Origin of the sequence: Danxiaibacter flavus, assembly GCF_041060425.1 — a bacterium.
GTDB lineage: Bacteria > Bacteroidota > Bacteroidia > Chitinophagales > Chitinophagaceae > Danxiaibacter > Danxiaibacter flavus.
The window spans coordinates 43,002-68,119 of sequence record NZ_JAULBC010000010.1 but is presented as its reverse complement, the minus strand read 5'-3'; the positions used below and the strand labels follow the sequence as shown (position 1 = coordinate 68,119).

General features: G+C 40.8%; 22 protein-coding genes. 8 read left to right on the top strand and 14 right to left on the bottom strand.

Features of this window, described 5'->3' with window-relative positions; genetic code table 11:
* Window positions 1-26 precede the first annotated feature (26 nt).
* A complete protein-coding gene (locus tag QTN47_RS24735; protein WP_369332128.1) occupies window positions 27-2,540 on the top strand; it encodes a cation-translocating P-type ATPase in 2,514 nt (837 codons plus the stop codon).
* A 140-nt stretch (window positions 2,541-2,680) separates the two neighbouring features.
* Here QTN47_RS24735 and trxA read toward each other — a convergent pair whose 3' ends face one another.
* On the bottom strand, window positions 2,681-2,989 hold the full coding sequence (gene trxA, locus QTN47_RS24730; protein ID WP_369332127.1) for a thioredoxin: 309 nt from the start codon (window positions 2,987-2,989) through the stop codon (window positions 2,681-2,683).
* A gap of 80 nt (window positions 2,990-3,069) precedes the next feature.
* Between trxA and QTN47_RS24725 the strand changes: the two genes are divergently transcribed.
* Window positions 3,070-4,521 carry a DNA recombination protein RmuC gene (locus tag QTN47_RS24725; RefSeq protein WP_369332126.1) on the top strand — a complete coding sequence of 484 codons (1,452 nt, stop codon included), beginning with the start codon at window positions 3,070-3,072 and terminating at the stop codon, window positions 4,519-4,521.
* 310 nt (window positions 4,522-4,831) lie between these two features.
* On the opposite strand, the gene QTN47_RS24720 is transcribed toward QTN47_RS24725, so the two are convergent.
* Window positions 4,832-5,344 (bottom strand): DUF4251 domain-containing protein, encoded by a 513-nt coding sequence (locus tag QTN47_RS24720; protein WP_369332125.1) that lies wholly within the window; start codon window positions 5,342-5,344, stop codon window positions 4,832-4,834.
* A 940-nt stretch (window positions 5,345-6,284) separates the two neighbouring features.
* Here QTN47_RS24720 and QTN47_RS24715 point away from each other — a divergent pair.
* A complete protein-coding gene (locus QTN47_RS24715; protein ID WP_369332124.1) occupies window positions 6,285-7,424 on the top strand; it encodes a glycoside hydrolase family 5 protein in 1,140 nt (379 codons plus the stop codon).
* A gap of 89 nt (window positions 7,425-7,513) precedes the next feature.
* On the opposite strand, the gene QTN47_RS24710 is transcribed toward QTN47_RS24715, so the two are convergent.
* Window positions 7,514-7,930 carry a hypothetical protein gene (locus tag QTN47_RS24710; RefSeq protein WP_369332123.1) on the bottom strand — a complete coding sequence of 139 codons (417 nt, stop codon included), beginning with the start codon at window positions 7,928-7,930 and terminating at the stop codon, window positions 7,514-7,516.
* A gap of 5 nt (window positions 7,931-7,935) precedes the next feature.
* Window positions 7,936-8,697, bottom strand: coding sequence for a ThuA domain-containing protein (locus QTN47_RS24705; RefSeq protein WP_369332122.1), 762 nt, complete (start codon window positions 8,695-8,697; stop codon window positions 7,936-7,938).
* Between the two features lie 96 nt (window positions 8,698-8,793).
* Between QTN47_RS24705 and QTN47_RS24700 the strand changes: the two genes are divergently transcribed.
* Window positions 8,794-9,366: a porin family protein gene (locus tag QTN47_RS24700; RefSeq protein ID WP_369332121.1), complete on the top strand. Its 573-nt coding sequence runs from the start codon at window positions 8,794-8,796 to the stop codon at window positions 9,364-9,366.
* A 77-nt stretch (window positions 9,367-9,443) separates the two neighbouring features.
* Here the strand turns inward: QTN47_RS24700 and QTN47_RS24695 are convergent, their stop codons facing one another.
* From QTN47_RS24695 to QTN47_RS24670, 6 genes are all read right to left on the bottom strand, one after another.
* Window positions 9,444-9,914, bottom strand: coding sequence for a hypothetical protein (locus tag QTN47_RS24695; RefSeq protein WP_369332120.1), 471 nt, complete (start codon window positions 9,912-9,914; stop codon window positions 9,444-9,446).
* A gap of 194 nt (window positions 9,915-10,108) precedes the next feature.
* Window positions 10,109-10,648 carry a DinB family protein gene (locus tag QTN47_RS24690; protein ID WP_369332119.1) on the bottom strand — a complete coding sequence of 180 codons (540 nt, stop codon included), beginning with the start codon at window positions 10,646-10,648 and terminating at the stop codon, window positions 10,109-10,111.
* 433 nt (window positions 10,649-11,081) lie between these two features.
* Window positions 11,082-12,515 carry a serine hydrolase gene (locus QTN47_RS24685; protein WP_369332118.1) on the bottom strand — a complete coding sequence of 478 codons (1,434 nt, stop codon included), beginning with the start codon at window positions 12,513-12,515 and terminating at the stop codon, window positions 11,082-11,084.
* A 56-nt stretch (window positions 12,516-12,571) separates the two neighbouring features.
* A complete protein-coding gene (locus QTN47_RS24680) occupies window positions 12,572-13,402 on the bottom strand; it encodes a universal stress protein (RefSeq protein ID WP_369332117.1) in 831 nt (276 codons plus the stop codon).
* Window positions 13,403-13,733: 331 nt separating this feature from the next.
* Window positions 13,734-13,904, bottom strand: coding sequence for a hypothetical protein (locus tag QTN47_RS24675; protein WP_369332116.1), 171 nt, complete (start codon window positions 13,902-13,904; stop codon window positions 13,734-13,736).
* A gap of 208 nt (window positions 13,905-14,112) precedes the next feature.
* Window positions 14,113-14,892, bottom strand: coding sequence for a DUF4382 domain-containing protein (locus QTN47_RS24670; RefSeq protein WP_369332115.1), 780 nt, complete (start codon window positions 14,890-14,892; stop codon window positions 14,113-14,115).
* A gap of 431 nt (window positions 14,893-15,323) precedes the next feature.
* On the opposite strand from QTN47_RS24670, the gene QTN47_RS24665 reads away from it, so the two are divergent.
* Both QTN47_RS24665 and QTN47_RS24660 read left to right on the top strand, forming a co-directional pair.
* Window positions 15,324-16,370: a methyltransferase gene (locus tag QTN47_RS24665; protein ID WP_369332114.1), complete on the top strand. Its 1,047-nt coding sequence runs from the start codon at window positions 15,324-15,326 to the stop codon at window positions 16,368-16,370.
* A 320-nt stretch (window positions 16,371-16,690) separates the two neighbouring features.
* Window positions 16,691-17,440: an Ig-like domain-containing protein gene (locus QTN47_RS24660; protein ID WP_369332113.1), complete on the top strand. Its 750-nt coding sequence runs from the start codon at window positions 16,691-16,693 to the stop codon at window positions 17,438-17,440.
* A 167-nt stretch (window positions 17,441-17,607) separates the two neighbouring features.
* On the opposite strand, the gene QTN47_RS24655 is transcribed toward QTN47_RS24660, so the two are convergent.
* Window positions 17,608-19,008: a Fic family protein gene (locus QTN47_RS24655; RefSeq protein ID WP_369332112.1), complete on the bottom strand. Its 1,401-nt coding sequence runs from the start codon at window positions 19,006-19,008 to the stop codon at window positions 17,608-17,610.
* Between the two features lie 173 nt (window positions 19,009-19,181).
* Window positions 19,182-20,420 (bottom strand): PQQ-dependent sugar dehydrogenase, encoded by a 1,239-nt coding sequence (locus tag QTN47_RS24650; RefSeq protein WP_369332111.1) that lies wholly within the window; start codon window positions 20,418-20,420, stop codon window positions 19,182-19,184.
* Window positions 20,421-21,098: 678 nt separating this feature from the next.
* Between QTN47_RS24650 and QTN47_RS24645 the strand changes: the two genes are divergently transcribed.
* A complete protein-coding gene (locus QTN47_RS24645) occupies window positions 21,099-22,091 on the top strand; it encodes a S1C family serine protease (RefSeq protein ID WP_369332110.1) in 993 nt (330 codons plus the stop codon).
* A gap of 745 nt (window positions 22,092-22,836) precedes the next feature.
* Window positions 22,837-23,307: a YybH family protein gene (locus tag QTN47_RS24640; protein ID WP_369332109.1), complete on the top strand. Its 471-nt coding sequence runs from the start codon at window positions 22,837-22,839 to the stop codon at window positions 23,305-23,307.
* A 426-nt stretch (window positions 23,308-23,733) separates the two neighbouring features.
* Here QTN47_RS24640 and QTN47_RS24635 read toward each other — a convergent pair whose 3' ends face one another.
* Both QTN47_RS24635 and QTN47_RS24630 read right to left on the bottom strand, forming a co-directional pair.
* The gene (locus tag QTN47_RS24635; protein ID WP_369332108.1) at window positions 23,734-24,705 is read right to left on the bottom strand and encodes an SRPBCC domain-containing protein; all 972 of its coding nucleotides are present in this window, start codon (window positions 24,703-24,705) and stop codon (window positions 23,734-23,736) included.
* A complete protein-coding gene (locus tag QTN47_RS24630; protein WP_369332107.1) occupies window positions 24,702-25,019 on the bottom strand; it encodes an ArsR/SmtB family transcription factor in 318 nt (105 codons plus the stop codon). The genes QTN47_RS24635 and QTN47_RS24630 overlap by 4 nt, the downstream gene beginning before the upstream one ends.
* Window positions 25,020-25,118 lie beyond the last annotated feature (99 nt).

The following is a 25,118-nucleotide window of genomic DNA, read 5'->3' as shown; positions in this document are numbered from 1 at the left end:
TTTTTATTATATAATCTCATTCGAAGATGAATATTCCCGAAGGTTTAAAAGGCTTAACGACAGAAGAAGTTATTGCTTCCCGGAAATTAAACGGGAGCAATGAATGGAAGCATGAAAAGGAAAGTAACTGGTTGATAGCCCTGATCAACACATTAAAAGAACCGATGCTGTTGTTGTTAATTGCAACAACAATAATTTACTTTTTGCTGCACGAAACCGGCGAAGCTTATTTTATGCTTGCGGCCATTATTGTTGTTTCGGGAATTGAATTCTACCAGGACAACAGAAGCCGGAAAGCATTGGCAGCACTGGAAACCCTTAACCAACCCCAGGTAAAAGTTATCCGCAATGGCCTGATCAAAAAAATTGCGCTTGAAGAACTTGTGCTCAATGACCTTATGTTGGTTGAAGAAGGAGGATCAATACCTGCTGATGGCGAGGTTGTATTCTCTTCGGATTTCTCCGTGAATGAATCCATTCTTACGGGTGAAGCATTTGCTGTAATAAAATCAAACAATGGAGAAGAAAGCAAAGTATTCCAGGGAACGGCGGTGGTAACGGGTATGGCTATATGCAGGGTAACAGCTATTGGCAGGCAAACAGAATTAAATAAGCTTGGACAGTCTTTGCTCGGCATTAAAGAAGAAGATACGCCGCTTCAGTTACAGATAAAAAGCTTCGTAACCAGGATGGCCATTGCAGGTGTCGCCATTTTTGTCCTGGTCTGGCTGGTTAATTATCTCCGTTCGAAGCAGATCCTGGATAGTTTCCTGAAAGGTCTGACACTGGCAATGTCCATTCTCCCCGAAGAAATTCCTGTCGCCTTTACAACATTTATGGCATTGGGAGCATGGCGGTTAATGCGCAGGGGAATTATCGTAAAACAGATCAGAACCGTTGAAACACTGGGAAGTGCGACCGTTATCTGCACAGATAAAACCGGAACAATTACAGAAAACCGGATGGAACTGGAAGCCATTCATGTTTGGCCGCAACAACGTACCTATTTTAAAAACGACTGGCAATCTGAAGAAGCAAAAAACCTAATTACAGTCGCAATGTGGGCAAGCGAACCGGTTCCGTTTGACCCGATGGAAAAGGCGCTGCACAAAGTGTATGAATCTTTCGCGGACATTGATGAACGAAAATCATTTCAGCTGGTGCACGAATTTCCGCTGGATGGCCGACCACCGATGATGACGCACGTATTTCGAAATGCAAAAGGAAAAAGAATCATTGCCGCCAAAGGTGCACCGGAGGCAATCCTTGCTGTTAGTAATCTTATGCCAGAAGAGCAGAAAAGCATCAAAAAGATTATTAATGAATTAGCACTGAAAGGCTACCGGATCCTGGGCGTTGCATTAAGTGATTATCCGGAAGACAAGTTTCCGGCAAAACAACAAACGCTGCCATTTCACTTTCTTGGCATGGTTGCATTTTATGATCCTCCTAAAAAGAATATTTCGGATGTGTTTAATCAGTTTTATGATGCAGGCATTAAAGTAAAAATAATTACCGGAGATAACGAATTTACCACCACGGCCATTGCAGCACAAGCAGGACTGCGTGGCCCGGAAAATATTTTGAATGGAGAAGCGCTGTTGGAAATGGACGAGAAGAAATTAAAAGAGGAAGTTAAACGTGTTAATATTTTTACGCGCATGTTTCCTGAAGCTAAGCTGCGAATTATTAATGCGCTTAAGGATCAAAATGAAATTGTAGCAATGACCGGTGATGGTGTTAATGACGGACCCGCTTTAAAAGCAGCACACATTGGTATAGCTATGGGAAAGAAGGGAACTGAAATAGCGAAAGGTGCAGCGGCACTGGTTTTGGCAGATGATGATCTTTCAAAAATGATTGATGCGATCGCTATGGGCAGGAAAATATATTCGAACCTGAAACGTGCAGTTCAATACATCATTTCCATTCACATTCCCATCATCCTCACTGTATCATTACCGCTGTTTTTTGGATGGCTGTATCCAAATATATTTACACCAGTGCATGTTATTTTCCTGGAAGTAATTATGGGACCAACCTGTTCTATTGTTTATGAGAATGAGCCAATCGAAAAGAATGTAATGCAGCAACCTCCGCGTTCATTTACAACAACCTTTCTCTCATTGAAGGAAATGGGGCTGAGCCTTATTCAAGGGCTTGCAATTACAGCAGGGGTATTGTTTGTTTACCAGCTGAGCGTAAACCAGGGGCACGAAGAAAATGAAACGAGGGCAATGGTATTTACTACTTTATTGTTTGCGAATATCTGGCTCACACTGGTTAACAGATCCTTTTATTATTCAGTCGTCAGCAGTTTTGCCAACAGGAATGCACTACTGCGGATTATTCTTTTAATCACCATTCTTCTAACGGCAATCATACTGTACGTTCCTCCGGTTGCAAACTTTTTTCATGTGCAGCAACTCAACATCCAACAACTGGGCATATGCCTGTTGGTTGCATTTATCTCTGTTATTTGGGTTGAAGTTTGGAAATGGAGACGCAGGGTTAATGGAAAATTGAAAGGTGACAATTGAAAATTTGCGAATATCTTAATGTGCGAATGTGCGGATATGTAAATGTGCAAATGTTAGACACTGACTGATTCTGTAAGTTACATTTTACACCTTATACCTCAAACCTGGTACCTGACGCCTGATACCTCAACCCTCACTTTTTACGAAAAATGTTGCAGCGCCTGCTTCAATTGTGCCTGGCTCATTGCACCGCTCTGCCGCCACTTGATCTCGCCGTTCTTAAATAAGATAAATGTGGGCACACCCTGAATCTTGTAAAAGGACGCTACTTGCGGATTCTTGTCCACATCAACTTTGATGATCGTGATCGCTTCGCCAAGTTGCTGTTTCACATCTTTTAAGACCGGAGCCATTGTTTTACAAGGTCCGCACCATTCAGCCGTAAAATCAACCAGTACTGGCTTTTCGCCCTTTATCAATTCTGAAAAACGTTTGTTTTGTGCTTCCATAATATACTATTTAAGACTGGAAGAAATTTGGCACTCATGTGCATATTTTCAACCCGCTTTTATTTTTTAGCACAACTAACATGCCATCAAAATATAATGACATTTTAGCCGTTTACAACAAAACCGGAGGAAATATGGACATGATAATCACCGTTACGGTTGCCATTGCGGCATTAATTATGGGCGTTTTACTTACCTGGCTTTTTCAACGACCATCATTTATAAAGCAATTATCTGTGTTGAATGAAAGACTTCAACAACAGACTGGTATTGCAGAACAGGCTGAAGCTCAAAGCAAATCACTTCAGAACGAGAAAGAATTATTGATTCAGCAGGTTTCAAAAGCAGAAAGCCGCAGTCAGTTACTTGAAGAAGAACATAAGTCCCTCAAAAGGTTTCAAATGGAGAACCAGGTGCTGCAGAGCCAGTTAGCTATGTTTAAAGAAAAATTCAGATCAGCCGAGGAAAAACTGGAAAACCAGAAAAAAGAAATAGAGCAACTTGGGGAACATTTCAAGTTCGAGTTCAAAAATCTGGCGCAAAATATTCTGGAAGAGAAAACCGAGAAATTCACGCAACTGAATGAAGAGAAGATGAATGCGCTCATTACTCCGCTGAAAAGTCAATTAGTAGAATTCAAGCAAAAAGTGGAAGAAACGTATGACAAAGAAAGCAAAGAACGGTTTTCACTAGGCAAAGAAGTACAGCGCTTAATTGAAATGAGCCAACAGGTGAGCCTCGAAGCCAACAATCTTACAACAGCTTTGAAAGGCAACACAAAAATGCAGGGCAATTGGGGCGAGATGATATTGGAAAGTTTACTGGAGAACAGCGGATTAACAAAAGGCCGTGAATATTTTGTGCAGGAATTTATTAAAGACAATTCCGGCAACATTATCAAAGATGAAACGGGCAAAGGTTTGCAACCTGATATTACCATTCTTTATCCTGACAACCGCAAAGTGATCATTGATTCAAAAGTGTCGCTTGTGGCATGGGAACAATATCTCTCTTGTGAAGAGGTTGATGGGCAGCAGCAGTTTCTTCAGCAGCATATAAGATCATTACGGAACCATATTGACGGACTTTCTAAAAAGAATTATCCACGTTATGCCCAGGCATTGGATTATGTGTTGCTATTTATTCCTATTGAGCCCGCATTTCTGGAAGCAGTTAAATCCGACATATCCCTTTGGAAATATGCATACGACAAAAAAATACTGTTGGTAAGTCCTACCAACTTATTTGCAGTATTACGTATCGTAGCTGACCTGTGGAAGGTGGAGCAACAAAACAGGCATGCGTTAAGTGTCGCCGACAAAGCTGGGGCGTTATACGATAAGTTTGTTGGTTTTATTGATAACCTGGAAATAGTAGGAAGGAAGTTGAACGAGGCTTCAGGTGCTTATGACACTGCTTTTAAGCAATTATCAACCGGCAGGGGAAATATCATCAATCGTGTTGAAGAGCTAAGAAAAATGGGCGCCAATACTTCAAAACAAATTACAGAAAGGCTGTTGGAAGAAAATTAAATGCTAAGAAGGCCGGACATCCGGGAAGGCAAGTCCGGCCCTTCTATCTTATATTATTTTAAACACCCTGATGATCAGAAGTATTAGTGCAAAGTAGAACAAATACAAACTGAGTAAAAGCAAAAATTCTGCGCCGGCGTGATGGCCTAACTTAAAAAATACTCCCAGGGCATTTGAAACTACACAAACAATCAATACGATTGGCAAAAGTTTTTTTAGAACGCTTTTTAGCCTTAATAGCATCTGTGGTTTAGTTTGGATGAATGTAATAAATATCCGTCAATTTAAGACGACCATATTCCTTCTCTAATTATTTCTTCGCCTTCCTCGCCTCTATATAGCCATTAAAAGAAATTGGTTGCCGGTTATTGCTCGACGCCTGCATCGATGCTGATCCGTTGGTAAAAACTGTTAAGAGAAATTGTCTCCAGTCTGAATTATTGCGTGGAGTAATAGTAATATCCCAGCCACCTTTTTTGCGGTCGGCAACAACGTAATCAAAGTCTGTAGTTGTAAAATTTATCCCAATCTTGCTTGGATCAATTGGCGCAGAAAAGGAACGGCCGAAATAAGGCAAATCGCTTTTCAACGTATCTCCATACACTTTAAAATCATAATAAGTCGTCAATTGTCTTGATCCGCCGCTCATCGGCAAAGCCATTTGTGCGATAAAAACATATTCTTTCTTTTGGATCAGCTCTTTCACCATATCTTCTTTGGAAGGCTTCTTTTTTGTAGAATCCTGGGCATGCAATGCAACAAAACTTAGCGTTAACAGAAGGGCAAATAATACTGGTTTAGTAATAGCATCTATCGTTTTCATATATATCTGATTTAGGTTAGAAGAATTGATACTGTGTTCGCAAGGAGTATGCTTCAACAATAAAAATGTGTAACAAGATAACCAGAAGCCGCACCCACATCGTCACTTCCATTTGAGAATTTGACTTGCCACAATCAAAGAAATGACAGTACGCTTCTGCTGGTAGCCCGTAGGGCTTTAAGCTCAATAGAAGTCTCAAAATATGAGATCCTTATTGTTCGTAGGACATTAACCCATTTTATTTGGTTAAATCCCTAACGGACTATGAGACACTCGATTCAATCATTTCTATTGAGCTTAATTCCCTACGGGAAAAATTGCACCTGTTATAAAATCTGTCATTGGTATGACAGGATAGGTTTCCTAAACACCAACATGTTGAATACCGGGAGATGCCTCCTGGCGTCGACGTGAAGTTCAACGCTCATCATCGCAACAAATACAATCGGCCATTTAAACGCTCTATTTGAAAATGACATCGAATGACTATTCACGATTCAATACCGTTTCCGTAAGAAACACTAAGATTGATCAAGTACGATTTACGAAGTACCTGATTCAGGCTTGTTTTGCTTTTTGTAGACTCTTAAGGAAACGACATTGATTCAGGATTCACCATTTACTTTTTCCTCATTCACCTCCTTTCTATAAACTTACAATAACCACCCGGAAATTTTATTACACAGATTCACGTCTGATGAATCAATGTGAAAGCTTAAATACCTGGCGCAAATCTCAACCTTTGACTATTGACTATTCACGATTCACCTCCTTTCTATAAACTTACAATATCACCCCGAAATTTTATGCTAACGATCTGTTTATAAGCTTAAATTTAGCTTTAACCACGGAGTTTTAGTTATATTTAGCTAATGCAAACATGTTTGCCAAACGCAAACTGTTTAATGATTGCTTTTGAAACCATACAACCAAACTGTTCATGCAACGAAGAACCTTTATCAGGAACACGAGCCTGGCAGCAGCCGGCCTTGGCTTGTCAGCAAAAGTATTAGCCACACCTTCTCCTTTGACCTCAAACAAACTTCCTAAATGGAAGGGTTTTAATTTACTTGACTTTTTCAACCCAAATGGTGTTCCCACCAAACAACCCACAACTGACGATCATTTTAAATGGATGAACGACTGGGGTTTTGACTTTGTAAGGCTTCCAATTGCATATCCTTATTACCTGGATTTTGACCGTTCACGCAATATCACTCCGGAAGAAGTCTACAAGATCAATCCAAAAGCAATTGATGAAATAGACAATGTTGTTATGCTGGCGCACAAGCACAACATTCATGTTAGCCTTAACCTGCATCGTGCTCCTGGTTATTGTATTAACGCGGGCTTTTATGAGCCATATAATTTGTGGAAAGACGAGGAAGCACAAAAAGCTTTTTATTTCCATTGGAACATGTGGGCAAAAAAGTACAAAAACGTTTCTTCAAAGAAGATCAGTTTCGACCTGGTGAATGAGCCAAGTATGCGTGAGGATATGAATGATCAACATTCAAGATCCAGCGCCGTACCAGGCGATGTATATAGAAAGGTTGCCAAAGGAGCATTGGAGGCAATCCGGAAGGAAAATCCCGATCACCTTGTTATTGCTGATGGAAACAACGTCGGCAATTCCGTGATAACCGAGATAACAGACTTACCCATTGCGCAGAGTTGCCGTGGTTATTATCCGCATGCAATCTCTCACTATAAGGCACCGTGGGCCAACAAAGATCCCGAGCATTTGCCGGAACCAAAATGGCCGGGACAGGTTGGCGATCAATACTTGCAACGTTCCATGCTTGAAAAGTATTATCAGCCGTGGATAGATCTTGCCAATAAAGGCGTGGGCGTTCATTGCGGAGAATGCGGTTGCTGGAATAAAACACCGCACGATGTGTTTATTGCCTGGTTCGGCGATGTACTGGATATTCTTTCCTCAAACAACATTGGCTTTGCCATCTGGAACTTTATTGGTGATTTCGGTATATTGAATTCAGGCCGTGCAGATGTTGCGTACGAAGACTGGAATGGTTATAAGTTAGACAGAAAGCTATTGGCACTGTTGCAAAAACATTAAGACCATTGCGAAGAGAGGATCTTCACCCGCCAACCTGTTGGCGCCACTCGGCGTAATACGATCCTTTTACTGAAATAGAAGCACCAGTATTATACTTTTCGCATTTGCCATGTCCCCTGCGAATCGATATTGCTTATTTCCCCGTTTTCATTTGCTTCCTCAATACTCAGCTCCCAATAGCCGGAAAATATTCCGTTCTCAAAATTGCCCGCATAATGAATTTCATAAGAGGCTACATCTTTAAATTTCAGCGGCTTGCCATTTTCATCCATGGCCCATGCGTAAGGATATTTTTTAATGAAGCTGATAAAATTGTCTTCGATAAAGCCGTCAATTGTTGCGGGCTCGTCAAAAACAATGATGCTTTCATCATCAACGCAAGTGCCTTTTAACACACCATCCTGCAGCTGCATATTTATTTTAAAGGCGTAGTCCTTAGATATGTTGTTTTCATAGTACAGCGTATAATATCCAATCCATTCGCCGCTAAAATCATACTCATCCATAAGCGTTATTTTGTTGCAGCCCAGAAAATCGCATTTTTAAAAAGTGTTGTATAGGCTGCATTATTAAACAAGTCGGGGGAATGCCCCATAAAAATATAGATATTCCGGGCCTTAACACGTTCGTTTGTCCAAATTACCGGATGATCTCCCATCACAATATCCGAGGTTGGTTGGTAACTTTTCTCATCCACGCTGGCAATTACATGCACGTTTTGGCGGGGACTTTTATCATAGGTGTACCATTCATCTTTTTCAATCGGGAAAGAAGTGGGAAGATCCTTTATACAGGGGTGATTTCTGTCTTCCACATTTACAGTCGCTTTGGCAAAACCTTCAATGTAATTCTTCCAGCGAATGCCGCCCATAAATGCTGAAAACCATTGCCACATGGGATATCCGTCAAATTCACCCAACAGCGAAGCATGATGAAATCCGATCCATCCGCCCTTTCCTTTTTCGATATAATCCTGGAAAGCAGTAACGGCTTTTGCAGGCCATCCATACGGAGGATAGTCCAACTGGATAAACAGCTGATATTTAGCCAGAAAGTCCTCATCAATACTATTCGCATTTTCCAGGTAATCGATTGAAAAACTGCTGTCGGCAGCCAACTTATTCAACCAGATCTTAGCGGCTTTCGAATATTCTATATGATGTCCTCCGTTTTCAGCAATAGCCAGCACATGAAAGCGGGCAGAGGATTGTTGTGCGAAGTTTTTACAGCAGGATAAACATAAAAGCACGGCACATACAAAAAGCTTTTTCATGCCTTAATATAATGATTAAGTGCGAAAAATAACCAACACAGGTAGACAAACTGGCACACCGTTTGCCTAAGGCGCAATCAGAATTAAAAATCATCTATGAAACATTTGTTTTTAAGTGTGGCTGTTATTTGTTTCTTTTTGTTGGGAAACACTGCAAAAGCACAAGAATTTGGCATTAAAGGGGGCATGAGTTTTACTGATCTCAGCAATTTAAGCGGAAACAACCGGGTAACAGGGCATGCGGGCGTTTTTCTCAATAAAAGGCTTGACAGGTTCTGGAGCATTCAACCCGAAATACTTTACGCAGGTATGGGACAACGATACTATACCATTAACGGGGATCAAAGAACGATTGCGCTTGATTATATACAAATTCCGTTTATGTTCCAGGTTCACCCCGTGAAACAATTTTATTTTGAATTCGGACCACAACTGGGATTCAATGTTGGCGCGAATCTCAAATATGCAGATGGCGATAAGATCGGCATTAAAGATGGTTATTCTTCTGCTGACGTAGCTTTGAATTTAGGAATGGGTATTGATGCCAACAGAATGCTGGGCTTTTATGTAAGATATGGTATAGGTCTTACAGACATTACTTTGGACGATCACAGAACGCGTGCAAACAGGGGTGTGCAGCTGGGAGCGAGCATTAAGTTTCCGGGGTAGCAGGCTATCCGAATGGGAAATAAAAAAGACGTGTGATATTTAACCGCACGTCTTTTTTATTTTTACTTTTTTATCTTCTATTTCACTTGTGTCATACGAAACGACTCCAATATATCTCCGGACTTATCCTTAATCTTTACTGTCGCGTGAAGTGTACTATCAGCAATTTCAACAAGATTCCACTGATAGGTTGTGGTTGTAGGTAAGTTAACGGTCAATTCCAGATCCTGCTCTGCAGCTGTCAAAAACTTCCAGGTGAGGGAATAAGTGTTTCCGAACTGGTCTGTGTGACTTCCTGTACCATCTGCTTTAAAAACAAAACGAAGCAGATTATAATCGATGCCTGTCGTATTTATTCCACCGCGGATGTACTGCGTGTTTATACCGCCAATGTTGTGAATAAGTTCATCAACCTGCCAGGGTTTTTGAACCAAAATTTCTTTCTTGGTCAGATGCTTATCATCCGGAGGAGTAGTTGTTTTGGTACAGGATGTAAAAAGACAAACAGATGCTGAAAAAGCAACCAGTAATAGGGCTAAATGTTTCATAAACTAAGTTTAGTTTTTATTTTTTTGTTTGAACCATTGAGGCAGAAGAATGAAATTTGAACGTTTGTGACTGCAATAAGGCCCGGGCTTATTTTTTCTGCTTTTCAGGTTTAGCACAACAAATATAATAACCAGACATTAATTCCCTATTAGTTGACAGATTAAAATCGGTCAGGAGAAAAATTACAAAAGCACTATTTTACCCCTTTTTCCGGATTCCATGAGCCCTGTTGTTTTCTTATATAAATAATTTGACCTGTGTGATAAGCATTGTGCGTTCCGATATGCGCAATAATATTATACCATTTCTGCAGCTTGGCCTCATCAGCTTCAGTAACTGCTTTTTCCCATCCTGTTAACACCTCATCCAGTTCTTTTATGGCCGCTTTCCATTTTGTTTCATCGGGATTGGAAAACGTTTCTTCATTATTTCCACTGAAATCCGGATTCTTTATGCCGTTAAATTTATTCAGCTCCTCTTTGTTCCAAAATAGCAGATGCGTCGCAAGCTGGGCTATTGAATGACTTGAGTCTGATGGTTTCCATGTGGCCTGAGCCAGTGTAAGATCCTGTAAGGCATTGTTGACAGGAACAAACCATTCGGCCTGGTTATGTGTGGATTTAAGCTGATTCAATAAAATACTTCTAAGAGTGGTGTCTTTTGAATTCTGCGCCTTTGCGCCAATAACAAACAGCAGCGCTATTACAGGCAATATTCTTTTTACAGTTAGCATAAAAAATTGTTTTGAAATGAAAGGTTGATCTAAATTAGGCCGGGATTCTGGCCGATTTAAGTACAATAAAAGGGCTGGCCATAAAATTATATGAACGGCAATCCGGACCGGGATTTACCGGATTAACTGTCTGGGCCGGGATTTTTAGGATTGAGGGATTAATTGGATTGCTTTTGATTAATGCTGACGGCTTAGCCATTAATTTCGGTATGTGAATCTGGATTTACCGGATCGAAGGGATTGCTGTTGCTAATTCCGGCTGCTTACGTTAGTCAATACAGCATTTTGATTTTATTATATTTCTCGTGAGTTGTTATGCAATCAAGAATCCCAGGGAAAGTCCGCCCGTAAAATCCCGCCAATCCCCTAATCCCTAAAATCCAGGTCCAGACAAATTGCTCTGCAGGAGCAATTCGCCAATCCAGGTCCGGCTCTATTTAACCCTTCTCAATTCATATTCCTCCCCTTCATCCTTCACCAGTATCTTTTCCGAAACACCATCGTCATCAATGCTAAACTCCAGATCCACTTCCATTGTCTTCATAAAAAAGTGATGATCGCTTTCTGCATATAAATTGGTTTTTCCCAATCCCATATCAGGCACTTCAACTTTCAGCACACCTTTATCAAGCGTAACAATGGCCCGCATGCGCTCATTTTTATATTGACCCACAAACTTCTTCAATTCAAATTCTGAAAGCGTAACATGCTTCCTGTAAGGATAATAACCTTCCCATTCCCATGGAATAGAAACACCTTCCAGTTTATCAACCAGGTCTTTAAAAATACTTTCTCCGTTGGCACTGTTGCTCATTATGAGCAAGGCGGATTTTTTATCCGGCAAACAAATCGTGTAATGCACCCACCCGTCACCATGGCCTTCTTTAAAAAAAGCACTTCCGTATGGCGTATTAAATAATCCCCAGCCGAGCCCATAGGACAATTGAATAGATCTGTTTGCACTTGTTGTATCATTGTTCAATGAGGGAAATTGATGTCTGGTAAAGATGCCTATCTGTCGAGAAAACATTTCTTTCCATGATTGCTCACTTAATCCTTTATGTTGCAAAACCGCAGACAAAAACCTGGCATAATCGGCAACGGTTGTTTCCATCGAGCCTGCTGCATTCGATTCTTTGTTCCTGAACTTCGCAAGGGTGTCACCATTCATATTGTGACCGACTGCATAATTTTTTTCAAAAGAAGGCTGCCACACAAAACTTGTGTTGTACATGCCGAAGGGTTCGAATATTTGCTCCTGTGCCAGCGTTTCCAAATGTTTGCCGGTTATAGCTTCCACAACCATTTGCAATAGATACAAACCTTCCCCTGAATATGCATAGCGCGAACCGGGTGTAAAGAATATCTCCAGCTTATTATTGTTATTGGGATTTAGTTGCCGCCAATTTGGAAATCCAGTCGTATGGGTAAGACAATGCCGGGCAGTTATTAACTTCCACCGTTCGTCTCCGGCAAGATCTGCGTAAGCTTTATATTCAGGCAAAGGTTTCTGCAGATAAGTATATAGCGGTTTATCAAGGGCAATAAAACCTTTGTCCACAAGCTGCATTACGATGTAAGCAAAAAGCGGCTTGGCGAGCGATGCAGCATACATGGCAGATGCAGTATCCAGCGGAATGCCTTTTTCAGCATTGCTATAACCAAATGCTTTTATGTAAGAGGGAACATTATCATTAATCATAGCTATGGCTATTCCATTAACATCTCCGGCTTTCATCAAGTCATTAACAGAACCTTCTATATCCTTGGGGGAGATGTACTGGCCATTCGCTTTTTGTATTTGTTTTTGAGCAATACCGAATAATGCAACCAATAGAGTAAACAACGACAGGCAGACCTTTTTCATGATGAGGGTTAGATATTAGCAGGAAAAGAAAAACAAATCAGTAGAAGAATCAATTCCTATCGGCGTTCTTCATATAAACAAAGCAACGGTATCGATGTGTGCAACGCCAGCTGTTCAGATACGCTTGATTTAAAGATCCGCTCAAACCATCCACTTGGCCTGTGAATAGTTATAATCAGTGATGCGTTTCTGTCTACAGCAAACTGTTCCAGCCCTTCAACCGTATCAGCATCTTCTGTAAAATAGAAGGTAGCGCGAAAATGGTCCATATAATAATGAAGATCACGCATTTCAAAAGTCGTTTCAGGACCAAATTCTTTTTCCTTCCTGTCCACATTCAACACAAGTATTTGTGCGTCCAACGTACTAAGGATAGGAGAAAGTTGTTCCTGAGTAGGCTCCAATAATCCTTTCAAATCACTTGCAAATACTGCACATTTAATGGGCTCAACAACAGCACTGTGCGGTACCAGCAGCAGGGGATAATTCACTTCATCCAACAGTTGCATTGCAACAGATCCTACAAAATGCCTTTCCCAACCACTTTTCCCGGTAGCGCCAACTACAATAAGGTCAATACTCATTTCTTCACACAGCCTGTTTATCTTCTCCATTAAAAAACCCTCTTCCGCCAAGACTGTTATTTTGGTTGATTGCAGGTTAGATAACTCCTGGTGTTGCAATTCTTCCAATTGGGCCATTATATCCGCTTTACGTTTCTTTTCCTGCTCCATTTCGTTTTCGCCACCTGGTTGAGCATCGAAACGGTCATAGCTGTGAAGCACAACCAGCTTTTCAAGCCGGTAGGTTTTGGCAAGCATCGCGGCATAACGCAGCGCTTGTAGGGCATTGTCTGAAAAATCTGTGAGTACAAGTACATTTTTCATGTGCTTCTGTTTAATGAGTATTTCCGCAGCAGCCAATATGGTTCTAACTCACTGGTTAAGATGGAAATTTCGTAAAAGATCGGCAAAGTTTATTACACAGCCAAAGAGTAATGGGGCATTTTACCAAAACGTAATTTTAGTATGTGCTTGAAAGTGGCAAAAAAAAGGAACACATTCAGTGAGATCCGGATAAAGGATTCCCGCTCACACCGGGAATTACAAACAGATCACAACAACAAGCCTTTACGCAGGCTTCAAATATTTCAGCTTAGAGAAGGCCGGGATTGTTTAAAACGCTTTCAAAATAAAAAAATCCGCCAACATCATCAGGTTAGTAGTTTTTCTTTTGCTGTCCGGGTGCATATGGTTTTGCGGACTGGCTGCCATCCATCTTCTTCGCCTGACCAGGAGGGATTTTTCCTGAATTGCCTTTATACATGTGACTATCGCATGATGCAAATATTATTAAGACAGCTATTAATGACAGTAACCGAACCTTCATCGCTAATCATTTAAACTTTGAAATCTCTTTGTTCCTTGAAAACGGGTCCAAAGATAAAGTATAATTTATCTATACCGGTTGTAACAGATCCTCTGTAAAAAATGAGATCCGGCTCACTTGCAACAGACCGCTTGTATTAAGCTTTTTGTTTCAGGATCATATAAGCGATCATTTATTGCAAAGTGGTATGCCGGATCTGCGAAAAATATTATGGTACCAGTGTGGTAATACCTACATCGGTTATAAGACCATACTTAACTGATACATTGGAAATACTTGTATCAGACAATCCGCTGGTTGCAGCTGCATCAATTGTAACAGTATAATTTCCTTCCGCAACACCGGAGAACATGTAGCGCCCTGCAATGTCAGGAATAGCGGAAAGCGTGTCTGTGCCATTAATGGCATACACTGTGGCCCCTGCTGAGAGTGGCAGAACAATTCCTTTTATGCGTCCGTTGGTCTGTTCTGTATATGCTCGCACTACAGGCTTAAGACTATAACTTCCGTTTCCTTTTTTTACAACAGACTTAGCTGCATCAAAATCGATCCAGATATTGTAGGAACCATTTGCTGCAAGCTCCTGCTGAATATTAAACTTAAGTCCGCTCTGTTCAGCAGAAGGCGTTGCAAGTGCATATTCAGCACCATCCACAACAACAGAGTTGTTGCTTCCTAAAACAAGCCTCATCTGAGAAATACTTCCGGAAGGCAACTCGCTTTGACACAATAAGGTATCGAGGCCATTCCTAAAATCGAGCAGATTGTAAACGCCGGGATGTATCAGATCAAGTGTTACCCATCCGCTTTGATCTGAATGGATTTCAACTTTTTGCACATCAACGTTTACTTCATCATACGGGGCCGGCGCATCAGTTAAATGCACCGCTACTGTTGCTTTACCCGAAGGAGAATCGCTTTTCTTACAAGCCACAGCGCTCCCAATAAACAAGGCAATAACGCCTGCCAGTCTTAGTTGTCTAATCATACTTTTGCTTTTTATTTAAAATCAGAAATCACAATTTTGAAGTGTATAGGTAGATACAAGGGCGATCAATATTAGTTATATATAAATTACAACTTAGCATATGGTACAGATTCTGAATGCTCTATGCAAATTTGCTGCCAATTTAAAAAACATATGCTCCGGAAATTATAACCTGTGTGCCAAAGCATTGATATGCAATGGATTGCATAATAAAAAAAACGTATAACATTTTTAATTTATTGCTTGATTTCTTCAAAAAACCTGCAGCCCTATTGCTCTTTTGTACGCGTTTTTTCGCCGCTCATACATGCAAAACAGCACTTCATTGCATTCTCGCTTGCATGAGGTAAAATTGTAAACTAGCTTAGCATCCGCAATTGAGAAACGCCTCAATACTAACATCAACTTTAAACAATAAAAAACCTTAGAAAATGCTAACACAAACAACGTCTGCCCAGGTAGTAATTACGCCCGCATCTATTTTGGAAACGGGATTAAGTTTTTTCTCTTCTAAAGTGCTGCTTACTGCAGTGAATCTTCATCTTTTTACTTCGCTTGCCGAAAGCAGCAAAACGGGTACACAAATTAAAGAGGCTTTAGGACTGCAGGAAAGAGGATTGTACGATTTTCTTGATGCGTTGGTAGCACTTAAATTTTTGTACAGGGAAGGTACGGGCACTGAAGCCAAATACTGTAACACACTTGAAACAGATGTTTTCCTTGACAAGAAAAAATCCTCTTATGTAGGCGGATTGCTCGAAATGTGTAACAACCGTTTATTTCCCTTCTGGAATGATCTGGAAGAAGGTCTTAAAACAGGCTTACCGCAAAACGAAGCAAAAATTCACGGAGCAGGGATCTTTGAAAAATTGTATGAAGACGAAAGTAAACTTGAAGAATTTATGGGGGCTATGACTGGCGTACAACGCAGTAATTTTATAGCATTCGCCCGCAGCTTTGATTTCTCTAAATACAAAACACATGTTGATATTGGTGGTGCAAGTGGCGAACTATCCATTCAGATAGCTACATTTAATCCCGGCATTCATTCTACAACATATGATCTGCCTCCTGTGGCGCGCGTTGCACAGAGAAACATTGATGCATCAGGTGTTAGCGACAGGGTGAAAACTGCTGTCGGAAATTTCTTCACAGATGCTTTTCCTAAAGCTGACCTAATTACAATGGGCAATATTCTGCATGACTGGAATCTTGAAGAAAAGAAAATGCTCATCGGCAAGGCCTATGATGCATTACCAGAAGGCGGAGCGTTTATTGTGATTGAAAACATTATTGATGACGAAAGAAAAGAAAATGCATTCGGGCTGTTAATGTCTTTAAACATGCTTATTGAAACGCCTGGTGGCTTTGATTACGCAGCCAAAGATTTTGCAGGCTGGGCAAAAGAAGCAGGCTTTAAGGAAATTACGAAGATTCAATTGGGAGGCCCTGCCAGTGCATTGGTTGCATATAAGTAAAGTGCCGGGCGCGCCTAATGTTTCTTTGTAAACAACTGATAAAGCTTAAAGCCTAAAGCTCAAAGCTGACCGAAGCGAAGGTTTTTGAACCATTTAAGAAATATAAGAGCAAATGAGAACTTTTGCCCAGGATAATAATAACACTTAAACGACAATATATTTACTTAACCGGCCCGGACCTTGACCATTGACTATTCTCTAGCTGTATACAAGTAAAATCAAACAAAATTTATTATCAAATTATAGATGTCGTTGCCCGTGTTGACGATGATGGTCATGGTGCGCAATTACCCGGTCAACGGCATTGTTATTTTATTGGCATGAAACATTTATTTCAACCACTATTACTCTTGTTTTTTCTGCCGTTCACATTGGCTGCATGTTCAAAAAGTGTTTCCAATCAAAAAGACACAGACAATAGTTCTGGTGAAGTTGACGGCAAGGTAATGGACGAAAATGGCAATCCATTGCAAGGCGTTAAGACAACTATTGAACATACGGTTTGGTATGATACTTACCTGTATGGCGTAACGGACAATAGCGGAAAATATTCCATAAAACTACCGGCCGAACCCGCAGGTACATGGACCGCAAAAGCTCAAATTGAAAGAAGTGCATACGGCCAGGATTACAAATTTGACTTACAGGCGGATAACACTGACCCCTTTGACAAAAGCAAAGTAACTACCCGCAATTTTACATGGAAGTTATCCGGACCGAAACCCGGCAACGGAGGTTTTTATGGAGCACATGTAGATCTTTATGCTTTCGGAACTGATGTTGATGTAACGCAGATTAAACTCATACTAACACCGCTCGATACAAAATTAATTGATGGCAGCGCCGCCACATCTATTGAAAAGACGATCAAAGATGTGGCCGGCACTTTTATGGCTACCGATATCCCTATAGGAAGATATTCTGTTAAAGCAATATATGCCGGAAAAAAACTTTTGCTGGATAATCGTCATGATAACGGCGAACCGGCCGAAAGCAAAGAAGTTATTTTTGGAAAAAACGGAACGCTGGGCGAGACGGAGTATAATATAGAGTTTTGGATCAGTGAATGAATTGAAAATTGACAGTTGAAAATTGATAATGATCAGAATGATTCTTCATACCGTTATATAACCTTTGCCATTTAGCAATTTCACTTTCGCTTACAACATTTTCAATTGTCCCTTTTCAATTATCAATTGTAAGACTTTATACAATCACGGCAAACCGTTGGCAACAGTTATTGCTCTGACTTATTCCACGCTTCTTTCCAGGCTGAAAATTGAGATGGCCTAATTCCGTAACGGGCAAAATTACCGTCATGTAAAGAAAGCAGTTCCGCATTAACTGTTTCAACAAACCTTTTCCGGTCCTGTTCCGGCAAAGCATCAGCAGCCTGCTCAATTCGCCCGGCTGCACTTTTTGGAGACAATACATTCGACACTATTGTTGAAATTATTGCGCGGATAGCATCGCGATATTGTAAACGAAAAGGATCGGGTTCTCCTAATGATTGACGTAAAGCTGCATACCGCAAAGCCGACCGTTGGTAAGACCATAGAAACAGATCTTTAAATAACTCCACGCGATTCAGCTCATAAATACCAATCATTCCCTGGATATATAAATCGCCTGGTACATCAACAAACGACAAAGGAGCCAGGTTATGATTATTCAGGGAAATATTTGATGCCAGCCGCGATACGCGTTTGTTGACGTCATCAAAAGGTTGCAGGTATGGTAATTGAACCATAATAAAAAATGCCTGCTCAAAAGGATCTTTTATTTGACCGGCCTTGCTGAGCATTAACTCGAACATTTCTTCAATTTGTTGAGGCATTGCAAGAGGGGTATAGACAGATTTAGCAACGCCTACGCCAAATGTTCTGAGTCGTCCCGATGCCGATGGATCAGGAAGAAGATTATTCGAAAGCAGGGCATGTAAATTCAAAATAGTATACCTGTTAAACCCTATTTCATCTGCGTCTTGCACAAGAAACTCGATCGCCTCTTTATGATTCAGGATCATTTGCGCTTCCATCTGCGATTTGTTATCTGCAACTTCACCAAATGAAACAAGGCGCTGGGTATCGAGCAACGAATAAGTATTTCCTTCCAGGCGACTGGAGTTCCACGAAAGATCTATCAGTAGTCTTTGAAGAATTTCCTTTGCATACGTGCCAGCCGGCTCATTCATCCTGGCTGTTTTGCCTGTTTCTAAAAGTTGCTGCTTCTCTTTTTCGGTAAGATAAGTGTCTATATTAGGCCGGTACAGTCTTAAAAAATCGAAATTATAACTAACCGGACGGCGTAGTTTTTCAGGGTTCGAGACTATTTTTTGAATTTCTTTTCCCTGAGCTGATAAGGCCACGGGTTCCCCGGATACTGAGCCGCTATTTTTCACCCCGTATGGATGCGGTGGTTCAGCAAGATGGTAAATTGAATCTCTTGTATTTCCGGAATTAACGATATATCCTTGTTCCTGCAATTTTTTTAACCGTCTCTGCAACGTCCGCAAACCAACACTTAGTTGCGAGTCCGATTGAATATCATTAATAGATGCTCCATTTTTAAAACGCTTTATAGCGCTCTTAATTTCTTCCAGTTGAAGATCAATATCTCTTTTGCTACTCTTTGTCATTCCATTTACTTTCTCTGAAGTTGCGTTAAGGGAAATTTTTGCGTCATTATTACGACAAATTTAAGGGGATTGCGACAAATTTGCGACAGGATTACGACATAAATGACGCAATTTGATTATAAAAAAGCCCGTGCAATTAGTTTGCACGGGCTTTTTTATACTGTTTGAATGACTTACTTCTTACTAATCCTATATAAATTCCCCCCATCTGTTACTGCGTATAACATCCCTTTATCATACGCAACGTCGCGGAATCTTTCCTTTTTATCTTCCAATAGTCTTTCTTCGCCCACCACCTTATTGTCCTTTATCACCAGTCTGTCTATATGCATGCTGCTCAGGCAGGCAATAAACAGGTTGTTTTCCCATTCAGGAATTGCATTGCCCTTGTAAAAGCTAATGCCACTTGGTGATATCACAGGATCCCAATAATAAACCGGCTGTTCCATACCATCTTTTTGTTGAATGGCATCACCAATTTTATCTCCGCTATATTCAATACCGTAGGTTATTACAGGCCAGCCGTAATTTTTACCGGCACGGATGATATTTATTTCATCACCACCACGCGGACCAAATTCTGCCTCCCAAAGGTCGCCTGTCGCCGGGTTAATATCCAGGCCTTGTGGATTACGAATGCCATAAGCGTAAATCTCTGGCATTGCTCCTGCCTGACTTGCAAAAGGATTGCCGGGAGCTGGTTTTCCATCAGGCGTAATTTTAAATACTTTACCAAGACCTGCATTTAGCAATTGTGCCTGCCTTCTTCCTTCAAGAATCGATCTTTCACCGGCACTCACAAAAAGATTACCATCCTTATCAAAGATCAGCCTTGAGCCAAAGTGCAGGTTACTGTTCAATGCGGGTGTAGCGCGGAAAATGACAGTTGGGTTATCGATCTTCCCGGCTGCTTCATTTAATTGGCCTTTGGCAACAGAAGTCAGGTTACCAACTCCATATTTTTCAGAAAAGGACCAGTAAATAGTTTTGTTGGTAGCAAAGTTGGGATCCAGTGCCACATCAAGTTGGCCCCCTTGTCCTCTGTCATCTACAGCGGGAAAGCCGGTGATCTTTTTAACCAATTCGCCGTTGGCGTCATGAATTTGCATGGAACCGGATTTCAATGAAATCAGCAATCTACCGTCAGGCATTGGGATAACAGCCCAGGGGTTTCCCAGATCGCCGGCAAGTTTGTCCACCTTATAAGGAGTGGTTGTTTTTACGCCGCCTATTCTTGTTTGTCCTTCAAATGCAGGTTTGTATTTGCTATTGGCTTCTTTTGTTTCTACGGGAGGAAGTTTGGTACTGTCTCCGCCTGCCGTCGGTTTTGGAGTGGCCTTATTGCCTGAACAAGAATAAGACGCAACCATCATAAGCAGTGCAGGCACATAAAAAAGTTGTCTTTGCCGCATGGTAATTGTTTTATAGAATGAAAATAACGATAAAAGCCGTAACCACGGCTTTGAAACGGAGCCATTTACCGATTGGGTAATGAAGAAGCTATATAATTTACGGCCGTTGGCAAGCCTTGATTTTTTTGACAATGTTGCGTTTTGCTTTTGCTTACGCCCTTACAGGGCTTGATTGCGTTTTGCTATGTTTCATGGGGCGTTGCCCCATGCTAATGCTTCGACGCCTTCAGCGTCGGTTCACAGTTCAATCATCCTGATATTTTGAAAAGACCCATCAATGCGGTGACATCCTTATATGTCCTTTATTTCTTAAATGGTTTAAAAATCCTCATTTGGAGTAGTCTGCATTTTTTGTCTATACGGCTTTTCAATATCCGTTGTTTTGACGCCTTCAGCGCCGGTTTGATAATTCATTCATGTTAATGTCTGTAAAACATTTCAGTAAGGTGCAATCCTTATATTTTTTTATGTCTCTTATATGGTTCAAAAAAATCCGGCCAACGGCCGTGCCTTTGTGTCATTTTTCCTTTCACGTTTTGCCAAGATGGGTATCGAGCCTTTCTGTCCGAACCAATTGATTTTGAATTGCGCTTACTTCCAGCACTATCTAATTTCTCAAATCTCCCCTGCCAAAATTGCCATCTTCTCAATTGGTTTAATTGTTGAATTTCTTTCAGCATGAAAGAAGAAAACTATGCAACCGGGTTCCTGTCATTTTCAGACCAGCAATTGCTTGATGCATATTCCTCAACCGTTACCGGCGTAGTGAAGCATGTTTCGCAAGCTGTTGCGCATATTAAAGTGATCAAGGAAGCCATCCATCCCAATACTAAGAAGAAAGTAGAAATGCCCGGCTCAGGGTCCGGCTTTGTGATTTCTACGGATGGATATATCGTAACAAACAATCACGTTATTGAAAATGCGCTTTCCATCAAAGCATCCTTTGCAAACGGAACAGAGCAGAATGCAGTATTGATCGGAACAGATCCATCAACGGATATTGCCATTATTAAAGTATATGACGGCGATCTGAGAGCATTACAGTTTGCCAATTCTGATTTACTGGAAACGGGCCAGATAGCAATTGCCATTGGCAATCCAATGGGACTGCAACATACTGTTACCGCGGGTGTAGTAAGCGCATTGGGACGCACACTACGCGCTAATAACGGACGCCTGATCGACGACGTTATTCAGACTGATGCAGCCTTGAATCCCGGCAACAGTGGTGGTCCGTTAGTAAATTCCGAAGGCAAGGTTATTGGTGTTAATACAGCCGTAATATCCGCAGCACAAGGATTGTGTTTTGCAGTATCGTCCAACCTCGCCGCTTTTATTGCAGGCAAGCTGATTATTCATGGTGAAGTAAAACGCGCTAAGCTGGCTATCGCAGCGCAACCAGTCAACTTAACGCAGCGTATGATTGGTGCCAACCAGTTAAAGACAACTACCGGTGTGTACATTTTTGAGATAACACCCGATGCTAACGTGAACAATCAGCAATTGCGGATTGGTGACATTATTGTTGAGTTTGAAGGCAAACCAGTTGGCTCAACTGATAACCTGCACAAGTATTTGAGTGAGGATGTGATTGGAAAAAGAATTGAATTGACAGTGTTAAGACAAGGCAGAAAACAAAGTGTAGTGGTGATTCCGGGAGAGCTAAGATAAAGCTGACCGAAGCGAAGTTTTGTAAACCATAGAAGTAAGGTGTCGGCCGTGCCAGCGTTTCTTTGTTAACAACTGATAAAGCTTAAAGCCCAAAGCCTAAAGCTGACCGAAGCGAAGTTTTTTAAACCATATAAGGCATATAAGAGCAAATAAGAGCTTTTGCCCAGGATAATAGTAACACTTAAACGACAATATATTTACTTAACCAGCTCGGACCTTCACCATTGACCATTCACTATTCACAGTTGTATAGAAGGCATATAAGAGCAAATAAGAATTTTGCCTGCGATAATAATTGCACTTAAACGACTTTACATTTACTTAGCCAGACCGGACTTTCACCATTGACTATTGACTATTCACTAATGTATAAAAGGCATATAAGGACAAATAAGAACTTTTGCTCAGGATAATAATAACACTTAAACGATAATACATTTTACTTCACCAGCTCGAACCTTCACCATTGACTATTGACTATTCACTAGTTGTATGGAAGACACATAAGATAAGTACTTTAGGTTGCTCACGCTATCAGGCATTAAGCCAATTAAAGAAAGTTGCTGCGAGCTGAAGAGTAAGCCCACGAAGCTTTGCTGAGCGTACTGCATACACTTATCAATTAATTGTTGCATTTCACATACTCCTGTATGTTACTGATCAACCAGAGTTTCAGACGTTGAAAGTCCGCAGTATATTTAATTCACTTGCTGGGTACAATCGTAAATCATAACATCAGACAGATATGAAAAATATACTGCAGTTTTTACTTATGAGTTTTGTGAGCATTCAGGCACATGCACAAAACACAACTGATTCAATTGCTTTAAGGCAGTCGTTAGATAAAAACATCGCTGCGCTTACTGATGCATTTGCAAAGGGAGACGCCGCATTAGTGGCGAGTTTGCATCACCCACAAGTGATAAAATATTTTGGCGGAACGAATGTTGTTACCGGCCGAGCAGCGCTGGAAAAAGGACTGGAAGAATGGTTTAAAAATACAAAAGTTGAATTTGTTGAAAACACTGTTGAAAGCACTGTCTTTAACGGAGAGACAGCCGTACAAACATCCATCTTCGCGATTAAGTCGACACCTAAAAACGGAGGAGAACCAAGTATCGGCAGGGGACGCTCGATGGTGATTTATGTACAGGATAAGAGCAGCCCTACAGGTTGGTTAACATTAAGAGAAATGACACAGGCTGCGCCTGAGTAATAACAAAATAATTTTAAACCATATAAGGCATATAAGAAAATATAAGCTTTATCATTTGCCCAGACTAATATTCATTCGAGCATCTAATTCATGTGAGAAACTAACGGCACTGAAAGATTAAACCATATAAAGCGTATAAAAGTATAAAGGCCAGTCAACAACCTTATATTTTCTTATATGCCTTCTATACAACTAGTGAATAGTGAATGGTCAATGGTGAAGGTTCGAGCTGGCTAAGTAAATGTAAAGTCATTTAAGTGCAATTATTATCGCAGGCAAAATTCTTATGTGCTCTTATATGCCTTATATGGTTTAAAAAACTTCGCTTCGGTCAGCTTTAGGCTTTAGGCTTTGGGCTTTAAGCTTTGTCAGTTGTTTACCAGGAAACGTTGACACCCGACACTTTACTTATATGGTTCAAAAAAACTACCCATTTTTTTCCTGGTAATTAACCATCCAGTTGATACCGTACTTATCTGAGAATGACCCGAAATATGCGCCCCAGAACATATCTGCCATTGGCATGTCCACCTTGCCACCTTCTGACAATTCATCGAACAATCTTTTTGCTTCTTCTCTTGACTCGGGCTCCAGGTTTATGTGCATGTTATTACCCGGCTTTAGTTTAAAACCCATGCTTTCAGGCGCATCTGTTGCCATTAAAATATGTCCGCCCAAAATGGTAAGCTCTGCATGAATGATGAGCTTTTTATCTTCTTCACTCAACGGCGGCATATCAGGCGGCGCTTCAATGTCGCCGAATCGTTGAAGACCTGTACCTGAGAATTCACCTCTGAAAACCTTCTTATAAAAATTGAATGCTTCTTCTGTTTTACCGTTAAAATTCAGGTAAGTACATACTCTTGTGGGAGTACCTGTTTTTGAATCCTGGCGTAGTTTGAAGTGTGTACTGAAATAATGATCCAAATTGCCCATTGCAGATGCAAAACCTTCCTGGAAGCCCATTTCAACAATCTTTTCAAGATCAGCGACGCTGTCAAACAATACATCTATAGAAACTTTTGTGCCCGTTGCACTGGCGGCAAAATCAACCTTCCATTTCATAGCAGGCATATCATAATTCCTGTTGCCATTTTCATCACAAAAGGCATCTATATTTTCAAAGCTTTTCTGACCTTCAATTCGTGTAAAGTCAACACTGCACCAATGCCTTGTTTCATCTGGTCCTACCATGCAGTATAGCCAGCGGCCACCAACTTTAAAGTCCATACTCTTTGTCTCGGCCCGCCATGGCAACGGCGCCCACCATTGGTCAAGGTATTCCGGTTGTGTCCAGGCCATCCAAACCTGTTCAGGGGTGGCCTCAAAATTTCGTTCGATGACAAGCTTTTTGTTGGATAAGTCTTTTTTGACTTCCATCTTATTAAGGTCTCTCATTTTGCTGTTGATTTTATTTGAGTTAATACATTGTCTAGTCTGTCCAGGCGTTTTTCCCATAACCGCCTGAATTGTTCGAGCCATTTATATACCTCTTTCATTTTCTGAGGATTGAAATAATAATAAATTTCTCTTCCTTGTTTTTGTTCAAGGAGCTTGCTCCCGGCAAGGATCTGTAAATATTTTGACAAGACCTTCCGACTGCTGTTAAAATACACAGTGATTGTATTTAATGTCATAAACAGCAAAGCCATCAGGCTTAAAATCATGCGCCTGGAAGGATCAGCAATTGCCTGAAATATATCTTGCCGCATAATACAATTTTTACTATTAGCAACCGTTCAGTTGCAAATATATACGCAATCGTTCGGTTGCGCAACAAAAAAATTAATTTTTAAGGAGATTTTTAAAAT